The sequence below is a fragment of the Rhizobium laguerreae genome (genome assembly GCF_019778565.1).
Lineage (GTDB): Bacteria > Pseudomonadota > Alphaproteobacteria > Rhizobiales > Rhizobiaceae > Rhizobium > Rhizobium laguerreae.
Genome location: NZ_JAAXQT010000015.1, coordinates 48,521 through 63,376, shown reverse-complemented (window position 1 = coordinate 63,376; position 14,856 = coordinate 48,521). Strand labels below are relative to the sequence as shown.

Sequence of the window (14,856 nt, the reverse complement as noted above, 5' to 3'; positions counted from 1 at the left end):
CAACCCATTACGAAAGGAAGAAACCATGTCTGCTTACCTCATCGTCGATCTCGACATTCACGACATGGAGTCGATCGAAGACTACCGGTCCAAGGCATTGCCGCTCGTCGCCAAAGCCGGCGGCAGGCTTATTGCCCTCGATGAGCTCCTCTGGAGCTGGAAGGCTGGAAAGCCACCAACATGCTTATCATCGAGTTCCCGGACAAGGACGCGATCCGTGAGCTCTTCGCGTTGCCGGAATATGCACCGCTCGCGGCTCAACGCCAGGCCGCGGCTGGATCGCGCATCATTGCGATCAACGGCGTCTGAAACTGTCGGCTTTACCGCATAAGGAGACGCCAAAATGGCTGAATTGACCAACGTGGCCTACTTCACCGCAAAGCCAGGCCGTTCTCAGGATCTGGGTGCTGAGCTGCTTCAGCTCGTCACCCCCTCGCGCAATGAGGAAGGCTGCCTGCGCTACGAAATCCACCAGTCAAGTGACGTTCCCGACGTGTGGATGGTGCTCGAAGACTGGCGGCATGCCTCGGATTTCAAACTGCATATGAGTACGAACTACGTCCAGGCCTTCATGGCGAAGGTCCCTGACCTGTGCGTCGAAGACGTGGAAATCCGCGGCTACCAGCAACGGTCCCCGCGGGCCTGAAAAACAGAAAGGAGTTCATGAAATGAGCACGCAAAACCCCAAAGTCTGGCTCGTAACCGGATGCTCTACAGGCTTCGGTCGCTACATCGCGGAACACCTGCTGGAGGCTGGCGAAAAGGTTGTGGTCACAGCCCGTAAAACTGACAAGATTGCGGATCTTGAACAGAAGGGCGATGCCCTGATCCTTCCACTCGATGTCATCGATCGAGATCAGTGCCAGAAGGTTGTTGATGCCGCAGAGGCGCACTACGGTCGGATCGACGTCCTGATCAACAACGCCGGGATCGGCTTCTTCGGTGCTATTGAGGAAACCGATGAGCAGAACGCCCGTCGCCTGTTTGACGTCAATTTCTTTGGCACCGCAAACACGATCCATGCGGTCCTTCCACACATGCGCGCCTGCCGCAGTGGTACGATTGTCAATCTGACATCAATCGGCGGCTTGGTTGGCTACACGGGCGTAGGCTACTACTGCGCCACCAAATTTGCGGTGGAAGGCCTGTCGGATACGCTTCGAAAAGAAGTTGCCCCTCTCGGGATCGACGTCATGACAGTCGAGCCAAGCGCCTTCAGGACGGAGTGGGCAGGTTCGTCAAACGAGGTCTCCGCGTCCATCGACGACTACGATGGCACAGCGGGCGAGGCACGTCGGGCTTACCACGCATCGGTCGGAAAACAGGCTGGCGACCCGGCGCGTGCGGCGAAGGCCATCCGGGAAGCCGTGCTGGCTGAGCAGCCTCCGCACCATCTTCCGCTCGGCAATGACGCCGCGGACGCTGCCCTGAAGAAGGCGGAGGACCTGAAGGCAAACGTTGTTGCCTGGGAGGCCTTGTCTCGTTCGGCCGACTTCCCGGCAACCTGAACCAATCAAGTCAAAAACCAACACGAAACCAAAACTACCGCGGCCATCGCCACGGAGATTGAAGGAGTGTGTCATGTCAAAGCGATTTGAAGGAAGAGTAGCAATTGTGACCGGCGGTGGTTCCGGTATCGGCGCCGCTATTGCCAACCGGCTTCTTGAGGAAGGAGCGTCCGTGATGATCTCCGGCAGAACCGGGAAGCGATTATCGGAAGCTGCCTCTAAGATGCCGGCCGACCGCAGCGGCACCTTTGTCGCGAATGTTTCTTCACGGCCGGACTGCGACGCCCTTGTTGCCGCGACCGTGGAGCGCTTCGGCCGCATCGACACTGTCATCAATGCCGCCGGGATGAATCTCGTCGGCACCATCGAAGAGACGAGCGATCAGGATTGGGACGAGTGCATTGCGTCTGACCTCTCCGGTGTCTTCTACATTAGCCGTGCAGCGGTTCCGCATCTTAAGGAGACCAAGGGTTCGATCGTCAACATCGGCTCCGTGTCATCCCTTGGTGGCGGCTGGAGCCATGCGGCCTATAATGCTGCAAAGGGTGGCGTGGCAAACCTGACGCGCTCAGCAGCCTGTGACCTGGGCAAGTTCGGCGTCCGAGCCAATACAGTGGCGCCTGGACTTACTATCACGGGAATGGTGGACGCCATCATGGACGATGATGCTCTTCTGGAGAAAGCCTGGGACCGAATCCCGTTGAGGCGGGCAGGCCAACCTGAAGAGATTGCCTCGGCGGTCGCATTTCTTGCCAGTGATGAAGCTGCCTGGATCACCGGGATTGTCTTGCCGGTCGATGGGGGCCAGACCTGCACGGACGGTGGTCCGGAATGGGGTAAGTAAAAACGCGAAAAGCCCGGACCATCGTCCGGGCTTTTCCTTTGATCGGGTGCTTCGCTTAGCGGCGGGCGTCGAGGCTGTAACGACCCGCGCCGAACGCCACGACCTGCAGCAGACCGCCGGCCATTGCGATGTTCTTGAAGAAGTGGATGAACTGGTTCAGGTCGCTGAGGTTGTTGTGGAACGTCAGTGCCGTGGCAACGCTGAACAGGGCAAGGATCAGAGCGACGATGCGGGTCTGGAAACCGAGGATCAGGGCAACGCTGCCCAGGAGTTCAGTCACGACCGCTGCGCCGTAGGACAGCGGCGGGAAGGGCAGGCCAACCATATTGATATAGCCGATCGTCCCAGCTGGATCAGAGATCTTGCTGATACCGGACAGAAGGAAGATTGCCGCCAGCAGGACACGGCCGGTGAGAGGCGTGACGCCGTTGATGAGGGCCGAATGGGAGAGAGTTTCAACGCGCTGGGCAATTGCATCGGAATAAGACATGGACGTTCTCCTTAAGTTTGGGGCGTAGCCACCGTGGCTGCGTCGTGAGGAGAAATTGCCATCATCCGAGTGAACGAAAAAGCTGGATAATATCGCAGATTATCGTCGAAAAAATCGAACGATGGAGGCAAAGAAAAACCCGCGCTTGTGAGGGCGCGGGTCCGACCGGAAGGTCGAGAAATCAGATAACGGAGAGCAGCCCTCCATCCACCAGGAGCGCGGTGCCCGACACATAGCTCGACAGGTCCGAGCCAAGGAAGGCCACAGCATCTCCGACTTCCGCCGGTTTGCCAAGCCGGCGAAGCGGCGTCCTCTGGCGAAAGCCCTCGGAGGCCTGGGCGATACCGGGGCTCGTGCGAAGAAGCTCGGTGTCGATGGTACCGGGTGCGACTGCATTGACGCGGATACCGTCCGGGCCAAGAGCGTCGGCCAATGATTTGGCCATCAGCACAACGCCGCCCTTGCTGGTCGAGTAGGCGACGGTGATGCCGGCGCCGGAGATCCCGCCCATGCTTGCCATGAGGACAATGCTACCCTGCTTGTTGAGTGCTTTCATCTGACGCGCTGCTGCCTGCGCGCCAAACAGCGGGCCATCGAGATTGACAGACATCAGGCGGCGGTAATCGTCTTCCGGAACCTCCGCCCCGTCTGTCTTCAGCGTAATGCCTGCATTTGCGACCATGACATCGACGCCGCCGAATTCTTCTGCCGCCGCAACGAGGGCGTCGTTGTCAGCCTTGCGGCTGACGTCTGCTTTCACGAAGACGGATTTGGCCCCCAGTTTTCTGATCTCGGAGGCAGTCGGTTCACCGCCTTCGCGCGGTGCTTCCACGACGTCCGAGACGATAACTGCTTTGGCGCCATGTTCGGCAGCCCGGATGGCGATCGCACGTCCAATGCCGCTTGATGCGCCGGTTACGATGACGACTTTGCCGTCGAGAATGTTACTGTTGCTCATTGTGGTGATCCTTAATGTTCCGGCACTTTGGGGGCCGAGGAGGGCAGGGCGTCGAGTTGTTGCAGAAGATAATAGAGGTTGGCCACGCCCCAGTGTTCGGCGATTCTGCCGTTGCGAATGCGCATGGCGTCGACGGTTTCGAACTTGATCTGGCGGCCCGTTGGCGCGATCCCAAGGACGACGCCCTGATGCGTGCCGTGATAGGTCTTGAAAGTCGTCACGATGTCGCCATCGACCGCTTGCCAGTGAATTTCGGCGTGAAAATCCGGGAAGGCTTCCCGCAGCGCGTGGTAAAGGCGACGCGCTCCTTCCTTGTCCGGCGTGCCGCCTGGCTGCGGTGTGTGGTCCAGAAAGTCGTCGGCAAAAAGCGCGTCGAAAAGTTCGAAGTTGCCGCCGGACTGCACCTCGAGTGTGTTGCGGCGGACGATTGCTTTCAATGCTTCAGGTTGGTCTGACATGGGATTTTCCTTTCGAGGTTCGGTGTCAGAGTTCAAAACCACCGATTGTCATGCCGCCGTCGACGGTCAGCATGTGTCCGGTGACATAGGAGGCGGCGTCGGAGGCAAGCCAGATTGCCGCGGCCGCGATTTCCTCCGGCTTGCCGCCGCGTCTGGCGGGAATGGCGTTTTGAGCGAGTGCCGCAAAAGCCGGGTTCTGCCGGCTGTTTGCCGCGACCATGGGCGTTTCAGTCCAGCCGGGCGCAATCGCGTTGACGCGGATGCCGTGCGCTGCATTCTCCATCGCGACAACCCGGGTCAATCCGTGCACGCCATGTTTGGAAGCAGCGTAGGCACTCATGCCTCCCGGTCCCGTCAAAGCGGCGACGGAAGCCGTGTTCACGATAGATCCACCACCACTGCGCTTGATCAGCGGGATCTCGTACTTCATCCCGAGAAAGACACTCTGAAGATTGACGGCGATGACCCGCTGAAAGTCTTCTAATGGGTAGTCTTCAATCCGCTTTGCAGGGCCGGTTATTCCGGCATTGTTGAAGGCCGCGTCGAGCCGACCGGATGCAGCATCGATCTGTTCGATCCATCCGACGACCTGGAGCTCACTTGCTACGTCGAGTTCGGTTGTGAACGCCCGGCCATCTTCGGCGCGGATGAGCTCGGCCGTTTGGGTGAGCCCGTCGGCATCGCGATCAGCCAGATGCACTGTCGCGCCGTCGCGAGCGAGCCCAAGTGCTATTGCCCGACCGATCCCAGAGCCTGCACCAGTGACCGCGACGACCTTGTTTGAGAAAAGCGAGGACATGACTTCTCCTTGCCAGCCGATCGCAATCGGCTGGTCTGGTTGGAGCTGAATTTAAAGGGTGAGTTAGGCGGGTTTAGTTGCGGGCAGCGATAAGAGCAGCTGCAGTGCGGGCGACGATCTCGCCCTGATGGAAGGCACCGGCGAGATCGATCTGCGAAGGCTGGCGCGACCCGTCGCCACCGGCAACTGTCGTTGCCCCATAAGGAGCGCCACCAACAATTTCTTCCATATTCATCTGGCCCTGATGACTATAGGGCAGGCCGACAATGATCATGCCAAAGTGCATGAGGTTGGTGATGATCGAGAACAGGGTAGTTTCCTGTCCTCCATGCTGGGTGCCGGTCGATGCGAACGCAGCGCCCACCTTGCCGTTGAGAGCACCCCGTGCCCACAGGCCACCCGCCTGGTCGAGGAACGCCGCAATCTGCGACGACATCCGGCCGAAGCGTGTGCCGGTACCGACGATGATCGCGTCATAGTCGGCGAGTTCCGCTACCGTCGCAATCGGTGCGTCCTGGTTGATCTTGAAATGGGATTTTTCGGCAATTTCGAGCGGGACAGTTTCCGGGACGCGCTTGATCGTAACGTCGGCGCCGGTGCTTCGTGCGCCTTCAGCGATTGAGCCTGCCATTGTCTCGATGTGGCCGTAGGACGAGTAGTAGAGAACGAGAACCTTGGTCATTTCGGTAACTCCGTGAGGATGTTGGTGTCGATGAATGCAACATCTGCTTTTTCATCATTCGATAAAAGCTGCATAATTTTGTCTATTACGTTCGATTTTATCGACCGATTGCGTTGTCAAAAATCCATGTTGCCTTCCGTGCGATCCCTTTTTGTATGGAACGATTTCAATCCTTCAGTAGGTTGAGCGCGACCAGCGCCTGCCCGAAATGTTGAAGTGAACCGGAGGCTTTGAAACTGCCAAGGTCGGACGGAGCAAAGCCCAAACGAGCGATCAGGTCTGCTACCTTCTTGCTGGCCTCCGGAAAGTTACCCGATAGAAAGAGAACGCGCTTTCCGCTCGCTTTCACCGGATCGGCAGCCAGGACGGCGGCCGGGAGGGTGTTGAACGCTTTCACAAGCTGAGCTCCTGGAAAGTGATCGGAGACGATTTCCGAAGATAGCCGGCCACCAAGGTCACGTGGTTTGAAAGCAGGAAAGTCGATAGCGTTCGTCGCGTCGACTATGGTGCGGCCATCCCAGGCTGCTTTTTTGCTAGCAACTTCCGGTACGGCGTCATAAGGCACGGCCAGAATAACAACGTCGGATTGGAGAGCCTGATCGAGTTCGACAGCCTTCACCGTGCTGCCGAACTTGTCGGTAGCAGACTGAAGCGAGCCCGGACCGCGTGTGTTGGCGATAACGGCATCAACGCCTGCGGCGTGGAAGCGTTCAGCAAGTGCAGAGCCGATCGCGCCAGAACCGATGATTGCATAGGTCGTCATGGTATTTCTCCTTGATTAGATGGGGTTTCAGTTGAAGTTGTCGGGGAGGGGAGTGAACTCGTCGTCGCCCGGTACGCCGGGAAATTGCCGTTCGCGCCACAGGTCGGCAGCATGACGAATGCGCTCCTGGTCGGTGGCCACGAAATTCCAGCGGATGAACCGCTTTTCAGGAAGCGGCTCGCCTCCGAAGGCGAGAAACCGGGCTGGCTCGTTAGCCTTCACCACGATCTCCGCGCCGGGCTTGAACACGATAAGACGATCCGGGCCGTAGGTACCGTCCTGTCCGATGATCTCGATCGCACCGCTGACGACGAAGATCGCTCGCTCGATATGCTCACCGTCGATCCTGTAGCGTGCTCCAGCCTCAAGCTGGACCTCTGCAGAGAAGAGGTCGGAGAAGGTGCTGGCAGGTGAGCGACGTCCGTGCAGCGTGCCGGCGAGAAGCTTCATATCGATGCCCTCACCATTGGTCGTTGGCAGTTCAGGGGCACCGATGTGCTGAAAAAGCGGTGCAGTCTCTTCCTTTTGTTTGGGAAGAGCGATCCAGCTCTGCAGGCCCGTGAGCTTGCCCCCATCCTTGCGGATATGTTCCGGGGTCCGCTCGGAGTGAACAATGCCGGAACCGGCGACCATCAGATTGACTTCCCCGGGGCTGATCGACTGCACGTAGCTCTCGCTGTCACGATGCAGCAACTCACCGTCGAGAAGGTAGGTGAGTGTTGAAAGACCGATATGCGGGTGAGGGCGGGTATCAATCCCCTCGCCAGCACCGAACCGCACCGGCCCGAAACTGTCGAGAAATATGAAGGGCCCGACCATCTGGCGCATGGCCGCAGGCAGCGCCCGGCGAACGGAGAAGCCTCCGAGGTCACGGGTCGAGGGCAGGATAACCTGCTCGATGTCAGCGTTAGACAAATAGGACATTGTCAGCTCCGGCGGTTGAATTCGATGGATTAAAGGTAGGTCCCCTAGACGTTTCGGAAAACTCAGATAATTTCGGCGAAAACGATCGAGGAATTAGAAATGTTAGACCCCGGCCAGCCGACGCTGGATCAGCTTAAAGTCTTCATTACCGTTGTAGAGACCGGCAGCTTCGCGGCTGCTTCCAGGAAGCTCAACCGTGCTACTTCTGTGATCAGCTACACGATCGCCAACCTCGAAACGCAACTGGGTGTCATGCTCTTCGACCGGCTTTCGACGAAGAAGCCGCAGCTGACTTTGGAGGGGAGGACGGTCCTCGCCGAAGCCAAGAGCGTCGCCCATGGCATCGACAATCTTCGGGCTAAAGTAAAAAGCATGCTCCGCGGCGTGGAGCCGGAGGTGCACCTTGCGCTGGACGTGATGCTGCCGGCGGCACGCGTGATGGATGCGCTGAAGGCGTTTCGAAAAGAGTTTCCGAGCGTATCTCTGCGGCTTTATGTCGAAGCCTTGGGCGCCGTGACGCAAATCGTGCTCAATCGAACCGCGGCGATCGGCATCAGTGGCCCACTCGATGTTGAGATCGCAGGCCTCGAGCGCATCGGGGTGGGCTTTGTCAAACTTATCCCTGTCGCCTCACCGGATCACCCATTGTCTGGCGGATCTCATCCACCGGGCGCGGCACGAGGACATATCCAATTGGTCCTGACCGACAGATCGCCCCTCACTCAGGGCCACGAGTTCGCTGTCGTCGGAAACCATACCTGGCGACTCGCCGATCTTGGCGCCAAGCACATGCTACTCAAGGAGGGTATCGGCTGGGGCAATATGCCAGAGCCGATGGTGAGAGACGACATAGAATCTGGGCGCCTCGTGCAGCTGGATCTTCCGGACTGCAAAGGTGGTCCATACCGCCTTCAGGCCATCTACCGCACCGATACGCCGCCAGGACCTGCCGCGCGTTTTCTGATCGACCACTTCCAGAGCCAGGACATTGATGATCCAATAGCGGCCGGCTAGACCGTCGGAAAACATGCCTGCATGTTTCATGATCACGATCCGCCGGACCACGACGGTGAGGAGGTGTACAGCACTGCGCCCACCACAACGTTCCCACATTATCAAGCGCTTAGCGGATCTGGAGAGTGGGAAGACGGTTCGTATCCCTTTAAGGCGTGATGGTCGCATCATGTTCGCGGCCTTCATGGAATGAGACGCAGGTGTCCGGCGTCGCGGACGCTCCGCGTCTTAGAATGCCTTATGAGGAGATGTCACTGGCATCAAAGTTTCCGTTTGCTGCGATTGCAATGATGGAAATCACCAAGGCGAACGCCGATCAGCGTTTTGCCTTTGGGCTCGGTCTGCAGATCGAAGGCTTGAAGGCGGTGCTTCATAGCTCCTGAGGAGGTAGCAAGCCAATCTATGCACCGGCATCATGGGCATTTGGATCCCAGGCTATCCGCCAGAAATTGCCCGACGGACTGGGCTTCGTTGGACAAACTCGTCCTACCTTTCACCAGTGCCATCTCGGACGCGGGCTGATCGTCGAACCCATCCGTTGGCCTGAGCTGGCGGTGTTCGGTAAGTACGGCGTCGGAAGGCAAAAGACTAATCCCGAGGCCGGAGGCGACGGCTGCTTGCACTCCCATCAAACCCTGGCTGGTATAGGCAATCCGCCAACGGCGACCGCTGCGCTCGATCGCGCGGATGGCGCGATCCCGGTAGATGCAGCCAACGGGGAACACCGCGAGCGGCACCGGATCCGTCTCGACAGAACGGGTGGCGCTCTCCACCCAGATCAGCTCTTCTTTCCAGCTCGCGAGACAGGCCCCATCTCCGGGCTCGCGCTTGATCAGCGCAAGATCAATCTCGCCCGCATCCAGCAGGCGGCGGAGCTCAGTGCTCCAGCCGCTAACCGTGTCGAGCCTGATATGCGGGGATGCAGCCGAAAATCCCGACAGCAGATCGATGAGGCGCCGTCCGGCAAAATCCTCCGGAACGCCAAGGCGAACGGTCCGCGGCGCCAGCGGTTTTCGCATAACCTCGGCGGCTTCCTCCGCCGTGGCGAGCAGCCTACGCGCATAGCTCAATAGCAGCTCGCCAGCTTCGGTCGTTTCCACTGTTCCGGTCGATTTATCCCGACGCAGCAGGGAGGTGCCTAAATTGACCTCCAGCTTCTTGATCTGCTGGCTCACTGTCGACTGCGTCAAGCGCACCCGTTCGGCCGCCTTGGTGAAGCCGCTGCAATCGACCACTGCAGTAAAGGTTTTCAGAAGATCCAGATCGAAGCCGAAGTTCATTTGATTTCTCGATGAGGATGATGATGAGATTTAATTTCTCAATCTATGCCAGTCTTGTCAATGTCGGGAAAAGCTAGGAGAAGACATATGACGCTGACTGGACCTAAGCCGAGCTGGCTGACCTTTGACTGCTACGGAACCCTGATCCAATGGGATGAGGGGCTGCTTGCAGCGATGAACAGGATATTGTCCGTGAAAGGTCGCGATATCGATCAGAAGGCTTTCATTGCAGTTTATGACAGCTATGAACATACGCTGGAAGAGGAGCGTCCTCACCGAACTTTTGCCGAGGTCAGTGCCCTTGCATTGGAACGGGCCATGGTTGAATTCGACCTGCCGTTCACCGCTGCGGATGCTGAGATCCTGACATCCTCGATCGGCAAGATGCCGCCATTTCCAGAAGTCGTAGCAACCTTGGAAAAGCTGAAGGCCGCGGGTTTCCGCCTTGCGATCATCTCGAACACAGACGACGCGATCATTGCCGGCAACGTCGCCCAACTTGGCGGGCATATCGATCGGGTCATTACAGCCCAGCAGGCCGGGGCCTACAAGCCTTCCCGGCAGATCTTCCATCATGCATGGGAAAGCGTTGGCATCGCTATGGACGATCTGGTGCATATTTGCGCCAGCCCGCATCTCGACCTTGCGGCGGCGCGCGAACTCGGCTTCCGTACGGTTTGGGTCGATCGCGGAACAGGGCGCAAGCCGCTCGCTGACTACCACCCGAATGAAATCGTGCCGACCCTCGACAGGGTCCCTGCCGTCCTTGGCGCAGCGGGCTGGATGTAACTCAAGGAGACAAGCATGGCTCACGAACTGAATGTTTCGAAAGCGAACCACACTCTTCGGCACAATCTCCCGCTGGACAGCGAGGAGATCTGGCAGGCGCGTGTGGATCTGGCCGCCTGCCTCAGGATGGCAGCACAGCTCGGTCTCGAAGAGGGGATCTGCAATCATTTCTCGGCCGTAGTGCCCGGACATCCCGACCTCTTCATCGTCAACCGCCTGGGCTGGGCCTTTCAAGAGGCAACCGCCTCGTCATTGCTGATTTGCGATTTCGAGGGCAATGTCGTTGCCGGCGACGGAGTGCCGGAGGCGACCGCCTTCTTCATCCATGCGCGCCTGCATAAGATGGCCCCACGGGTAGGAGCTGCCTTTCATACCCATATGCCGAACGCAACGGCGCTTAGCATGGTGGAAGGCGAACCGCTGGTCTGGGCAGGTCAGACGGCGCTCAAGTTCTACGGCCGCGTGGCTGTCGATGAGAATTACAATGGCCTCGCCCTGGACGAAAGCGAAGGCGACAGGATCGCCTCCGTCCTTGGCGATAAGGATATCCTCTTCATGAAAAACCATGGCGTGATGGTCTGCGCGCCGAACATCGCCGAAGCCTGGGACGATCTCTACTATCTCGAGCGGGCCGCCGAGGTTCAGTTAAAGGCAATGAGTTCAGGTCGCAAACTCCTGCCGGTGTTGCCTGACGTCGCGGCTGAAGCGTCGCGACAGATGCGGGAAGGGGACCCGGAAAGTGCCAGGATGCATCTGGAAAGCATCCGGCGTGTCCTTGACCGGCAAGCTCGCGAGTATCGCGATTGATTGGTTGAGAAAGGCGGCGCGTCTTGTAGCTCGCCTTTCTTCTTTTTCGGGGTCAGGGCATCCCTTTCAGCAGGGGCTGATCAGCCAATGTTGCAACCATGTGCTCGATGAACGCGCGCACGCGGTGGGGCAGTGGGCCGCCGCCGACATAGACGGCATGAATCAGTTCCAGGTCGCCCGGATTCTGATCTTCGAGCAATGGGATCAGCCGTCCCGCCGCAATCTCGTCCGCGACGTGAAACAGCCCCACTCGGGCAATGCCGGCGCCGGCCAGCACCATCTGCTTCATCGTCTCGCCGTTGTTGACGACGATGCTGCCTTTGACGGGTTGTGCGATTTCCCGGCCTTCGCAGCGAAACGGCCAGGACGGCCTTGCGCGCCGGAAATTGAATGTCAGGCAGTCGTGATGTTGGAGATCCGTCGGAGTTTGCGGCGAACCCCGGCGCTTGAGGTAGTCGGGTGAAGCACAGACCACGCGCCGGCTCTGTCCCAGCTTGCGGGCGATCAGCCCGCTGTCCGGCAGGTTGCCCATGCGGATAGCGACGTCGGTCTTTTCCGCCACCAGATCGACGATCCCATCGGTGAAGGAAAGATCGACGATCAGATCGGGATTGCGCGCGATGAACTCGGGGATGGCCGGTGCGACGAACATCGTGCCGAAGGGTATCGTTGTATTGACCCGCAGCCGCCCGCGGACCGCACCACCCGCGGCCTCCTGATCTGCATCGTTCAGTTCCTGCAAAATCCGAAGCGCGGCATGATGATAGGCTTCTCCTTCTTCTGTCAGCGTGAGTGCGCGAGTCGTTCGCACCAGCAGACGTGCGCCAAGCCTTGCTTCCAGGCGTGCAATCAGTTTGCTGACCGCTGATGGGGTAAGGTCCAGGTTGCGGGCGGCGGCAGAGAAACCTCCGTCCTGAACGACGCGGGCAAACACTTCCATTTCGCCAGAACGTTCCATCAGGATACGTGGCATTGATGATCCCCATTCACAGGTGCATGTCTGCCGCAGGCAATAGTGCCTCTAGCTCTTAAATCATAAATTGTCTCCATCAACAATCTGGAGACACGTCATGGATCTGCAACTCACCGCCAAGACCGTCCTGGTTACCGGCGCCACCGCCGGCATCGGTCTCGAAATCGCCCGATCTCTCGCCGTAGAAGGCGCCCGCGTCGTCATCACCGGACGCGACCGCGCCAAACTCGACAACGCGCTCGCTTCCGTCAAGGCAGCCGGCGGATTGGAAATCTCTGGAATTGTGGCGGACGCCGCCAGCGCCGAGGGAGCCGCGAGCATCGCCAGCGTGGAGCCTTCGGTCGATATCCTCGTCAACAATCTTGGTATCTACGAGAGCAAAGCCTTCGGCGACATCACCGATGCCGATTGGAGCCATCTGTTCGACGTCAATGTCATGAGCGGCGTGCGCCTGTCACGGACCTATCTTCCCGGCATGCTGGAACGCAACTGGGGCCGGATCATCTTCATCTCGAGCGAGTCAGGCCTCGCCATTCCGCAGGATATGATCCACTACGCAACGAGCAAGACGGCGCAGCTTTCGGTCTCGCGCGGATTGGCGCAACTGACCCGTGGCAGCAATGTCACGGTCAATTCCGTGCTGCCCGGACCGACCCGCTCGGAAGGTATCGAGGCCTTCCTGCGCAGTCAGGCCAGCGACCCGTCCGCTCCCATCAAGCAAATCGAGACCGAGTTCTTCGCCACAGCCCGCTCTGCTTCGATCCTTCAGCGCATGGTGGAAGCGGAAGAGGTGGCAAACCTCGTCGCCTATCTCGCCAGCCCCCGTTCATCAGCCACGAACGGCGCCGCTCTGCGTGCCGAAGGCGGCCTCGTCAACACCATCGCCTGAAGGATACCGGCTATGTCGAACACACCTCTGACCATCATCGCCATCACCACGGCAAAGCCCGGCAAGGAGGCGGCCCTTGGCGCTGTCCAGGAAAAGTTGGTCACGGAGACCTTGGTTGAAGACGGCTGCCTTCGTTACGAACTGCACCAGTCGCTCGATGACGGACGCGTCCGCATCTTCGTCGAAACCTGGGCAAGCGAGGACCAATGGCGCGCCCATATGCAGGGTGCAGCCATGCAGCGGTTTCAGGCGAGCGGCGTGGGCGAGTATTTCGCCGACTTCGCCCTGCACAGGCTGACAAAGGTCGCAGGCTAAGCAGCGCACGCCTTCTCATCATCACATCAAACGTCCCGACTTAGAGACCAACCATGAAAATTCTGCGCAGCCTCGCCACCATCCTTGCACTCGGTACCAGCACCTACGCCCATGCCGGAAACGTGCTGATTGTCTTGTCCGATTCCGATCGCCTCGACCTGAGGGACGGTAAGGTATTCAAGACCGGTTTCTACCTTAATGAACTGATGCAGCCGGTGAAGGCACTGCTCGACGCTGGCCATAATATCACCTTCGCCACACCCAAAGGTATGGCGCCTTCCGTCGACCGGACATCCATCGACAAGATGTATTTTGGAGGTGATGAAGCCGCGATGAAGGCCAGCGAAGCACAACTGTCGGAACTGGGCCTGATGTCGAGCGACAAGTCGCCAGTCATCAGCCTCGCACGCGTCGAGCAGATCGGCTACGACCATTTCGACGCCGTCTATGTGCCCGGCGGCCACGCACCCATGCAGGATCTTCTGGTCAATCCTGAACTCGGCAAGCTGCTAACGTATTTCCACCTAAACGGAAAGACGACCGCGCTGGCCTGCCACGGCCCGATCGCGCTTCTCTCAACGCTGCCGGACGCACAAGAATTTGTGACGAAGTTCGAGACGGCGGGAACCGCAAAGGCTCAAACGGACTGGATCTATGCGGGCTACAAGTTCACGGTGTTCAGCAACCGGGAGGAGGAAATGGCCAAGGGACTTCTGGGTGGAGGCGAGATGAAGTTCTACCCGCAGGATGCACTCACGCAAGCAGGCGGCCAATTCAGTCAGGCTGACGTAGCTTTCTCGGCGCATGTCGTTACAGATCGCGAGCTGATCACGGGTCAGAATCCCGCGTCCGCTCCTGCGGTGGCTCAGGAGATGCTGAGCCGATTGAAGTAGCGTTGTTATAAGTCGTGGCGAGGCCAGCGGGGCGTCACACAATCTTATCCACCGGGCTTATGAACGGCGGCGGCAAAATACTTCCATCGGTTCAGGCAACGTTCGAAGACGCGCTTGCGAGGTTACCGGACGGCTATGTCGACGGATATTTCGATTATCGATCATGGGGTGTGACCGTCAAGCGGTCGGAGGATGGCAAACGGACGTGGCTCTATGGCGAGGAGCTTGGCGGAACCGATATCGTCAGTTTCAACCTCTATCGACTGGCTGGACCCGGGTCGATACTTAAGCCGTGCGAAATGTCCTCCGCCAAGGTGATCGAATTCGTTTTCGGTTTCGAGCCCAGCACAGCGAAAGCCGCGTCTCGCTCATAATGGTCGAAAATTCAGCACAGGGTCTATATTGCATTGCAGCAAGTGCATGGCTGCACTGTGATCTGAGCGCTGGCGGTCGGGGCAGCCTCTGATATC

General features: G+C 58.8%; 20 protein-coding genes and 1 pseudogene. 12 read left to right on the top strand and 9 right to left on the bottom strand.

All coding sequences use genetic code 11. From position 1 onward, the window contains the following. The first annotated feature begins 25 nt into the window (after positions 1-25). The 4 genes and pseudogenes from HFO71_RS32925 (at position 26) to budC (ending at position 2,352) form a co-directional block, all read left to right on the top strand. Positions 26-309: pseudogene (locus tag HFO71_RS32925) on the top strand (DUF1330 domain-containing protein). Positions 310-343: 34 nt separating this feature from the next. Next, positions 344-646, top strand: coding sequence for a putative quinol monooxygenase (locus tag HFO71_RS32920; protein ID WP_221969938.1), 303 nt, complete (start codon positions 344-346; stop codon positions 644-646). Positions 647-668: 22 nt separating this feature from the next. Further along, positions 669-1,508: an oxidoreductase gene (locus HFO71_RS32915; protein ID WP_221969937.1), complete on the top strand. Its 840-nt coding sequence runs from the start codon at positions 669-671 to the stop codon at positions 1,506-1,508. A gap of 73 nt (positions 1,509-1,581) precedes the next feature. Then, positions 1,582-2,352 (top strand): meso-2,3-butanediol dehydrogenase, encoded by a 771-nt coding sequence (budC, locus tag HFO71_RS32910; RefSeq protein ID WP_221969936.1) that lies wholly within the window; start codon positions 1,582-1,584, stop codon positions 2,350-2,352. 55 nt (positions 2,353-2,407) lie between these two features. Here budC and HFO71_RS32905 read toward each other — a convergent pair whose 3' ends face one another. The 7 genes from HFO71_RS32905 to HFO71_RS32875 all read right to left on the bottom strand — a co-directional run bounded on the left by HFO71_RS32905 (position 2,408) and on the right by HFO71_RS32875 (position 7,426). Beyond that, positions 2,408-2,842 carry a DoxX family protein gene (locus tag HFO71_RS32905; RefSeq protein WP_221969934.1) on the bottom strand — a complete coding sequence of 145 codons (435 nt, stop codon included), beginning with the start codon at positions 2,840-2,842 and terminating at the stop codon, positions 2,408-2,410. A gap of 181 nt (positions 2,843-3,023) precedes the next feature. Next, entirely contained in the window at positions 3,024-3,800 is a 777-nt protein-coding gene (locus HFO71_RS32900) for an SDR family oxidoreductase (RefSeq protein ID WP_062579293.1), read from the bottom strand. An 11-nt stretch (positions 3,801-3,811) separates the two neighbouring features. Further along, positions 3,812-4,258: an ester cyclase gene (locus tag HFO71_RS32895; RefSeq protein ID WP_221969930.1), complete on the bottom strand. Its 447-nt coding sequence runs from the start codon at positions 4,256-4,258 to the stop codon at positions 3,812-3,814. Between the two features lie 25 nt (positions 4,259-4,283). Further along, a complete protein-coding gene (locus HFO71_RS32890) occupies positions 4,284-5,057 on the bottom strand; it encodes an SDR family NAD(P)-dependent oxidoreductase (RefSeq protein WP_221969929.1) in 774 nt (257 codons plus the stop codon). 73 nt (positions 5,058-5,130) lie between these two features. Further along, positions 5,131-5,739 carry an NAD(P)H:quinone oxidoreductase gene (gene wrbA, locus HFO71_RS32885; protein ID WP_221969928.1) on the bottom strand — a complete coding sequence of 203 codons (609 nt, stop codon included), beginning with the start codon at positions 5,737-5,739 and terminating at the stop codon, positions 5,131-5,133. A gap of 166 nt (positions 5,740-5,905) precedes the next feature. Further along, positions 5,906-6,502, bottom strand: coding sequence for an NADPH-dependent F420 reductase (locus HFO71_RS32880; protein ID WP_221969927.1), 597 nt, complete (start codon positions 6,500-6,502; stop codon positions 5,906-5,908). A 27-nt stretch (positions 6,503-6,529) separates the two neighbouring features. Continuing rightward, positions 6,530-7,426, bottom strand: coding sequence for a pirin family protein (locus HFO71_RS32875; protein WP_221969926.1), 897 nt, complete (start codon positions 7,424-7,426; stop codon positions 6,530-6,532). A 99-nt stretch (positions 7,427-7,525) separates the two neighbouring features. Between HFO71_RS32875 and HFO71_RS32870 the strand changes: the two genes are divergently transcribed. Next, positions 7,526-8,440, top strand: coding sequence for a LysR family transcriptional regulator (locus HFO71_RS32870; RefSeq protein ID WP_221969925.1), 915 nt, complete (start codon positions 7,526-7,528; stop codon positions 8,438-8,440). 200 nt (positions 8,441-8,640) lie between these two features. Then, positions 8,641-8,823, top strand: coding sequence for a TetR/AcrR family transcriptional regulator C-terminal domain-containing protein (locus HFO71_RS36085; protein ID WP_312885914.1), 183 nt, complete (start codon positions 8,641-8,643; stop codon positions 8,821-8,823). Between the two features lie 30 nt (positions 8,824-8,853). Here the strand turns inward: HFO71_RS36085 and HFO71_RS32860 are convergent, their stop codons facing one another. Beyond that, positions 8,854-9,720 carry a LysR family transcriptional regulator gene (locus HFO71_RS32860; RefSeq protein ID WP_221969924.1) on the bottom strand — a complete coding sequence of 289 codons (867 nt, stop codon included), beginning with the start codon at positions 9,718-9,720 and terminating at the stop codon, positions 8,854-8,856. A gap of 87 nt (positions 9,721-9,807) precedes the next feature. Here HFO71_RS32860 and HFO71_RS32855 point away from each other — a divergent pair, with 87 nt between their 5' ends. Together HFO71_RS32855 and HFO71_RS32850 are read left to right on the top strand one after the other, a co-directional pair. Beyond that, complete coding sequence (locus HFO71_RS32855) at positions 9,808-10,509, top strand: haloacid dehalogenase type II (RefSeq protein ID WP_221976923.1); 702 nt, start codon at positions 9,808-9,810, stop codon at positions 10,507-10,509. Positions 10,510-10,524: 15 nt separating this feature from the next. Continuing rightward, positions 10,525-11,316: an aldolase gene (locus tag HFO71_RS32850; RefSeq protein ID WP_221976922.1), complete on the top strand. Its 792-nt coding sequence runs from the start codon at positions 10,525-10,527 to the stop codon at positions 11,314-11,316. A gap of 52 nt (positions 11,317-11,368) precedes the next feature. Here the strand turns inward: HFO71_RS32850 and HFO71_RS32845 are convergent, their stop codons facing one another. Beyond that, positions 11,369-12,289 (bottom strand): LysR family transcriptional regulator, encoded by a 921-nt coding sequence (locus HFO71_RS32845; protein WP_221976920.1) that lies wholly within the window; start codon positions 12,287-12,289, stop codon positions 11,369-11,371. 97 nt (positions 12,290-12,386) lie between these two features. Between HFO71_RS32845 and HFO71_RS32840 the strand changes: the two genes are divergently transcribed. The 4 genes from HFO71_RS32840 to HFO71_RS36080 are packed head-to-tail and all read left to right on the top strand — an operon-like array spanning position 12,387 to position 14,760. Next, positions 12,387-13,178 carry an SDR family NAD(P)-dependent oxidoreductase gene (locus HFO71_RS32840; RefSeq protein ID WP_221988913.1) on the top strand — a complete coding sequence of 264 codons (792 nt, stop codon included), beginning with the start codon at positions 12,387-12,389 and terminating at the stop codon, positions 13,176-13,178. A 12-nt stretch (positions 13,179-13,190) separates the two neighbouring features. After that, on the top strand, positions 13,191-13,493 hold the full coding sequence (locus tag HFO71_RS32835) for a putative quinol monooxygenase (RefSeq protein WP_221976917.1): 303 nt from the start codon (positions 13,191-13,193) through the stop codon (positions 13,491-13,493). A gap of 53 nt (positions 13,494-13,546) precedes the next feature. Beyond that, positions 13,547-14,386, top strand: coding sequence for a type 1 glutamine amidotransferase domain-containing protein (locus HFO71_RS32830; protein ID WP_221976915.1), 840 nt, complete (start codon positions 13,547-13,549; stop codon positions 14,384-14,386). 59 nt (positions 14,387-14,445) lie between these two features. Beyond that, positions 14,446-14,760, top strand: coding sequence for a hypothetical protein (locus HFO71_RS36080; RefSeq protein ID WP_245007056.1), 315 nt, complete (start codon positions 14,446-14,448; stop codon positions 14,758-14,760). Positions 14,761-14,856: the final 96 nt, after the last annotated feature.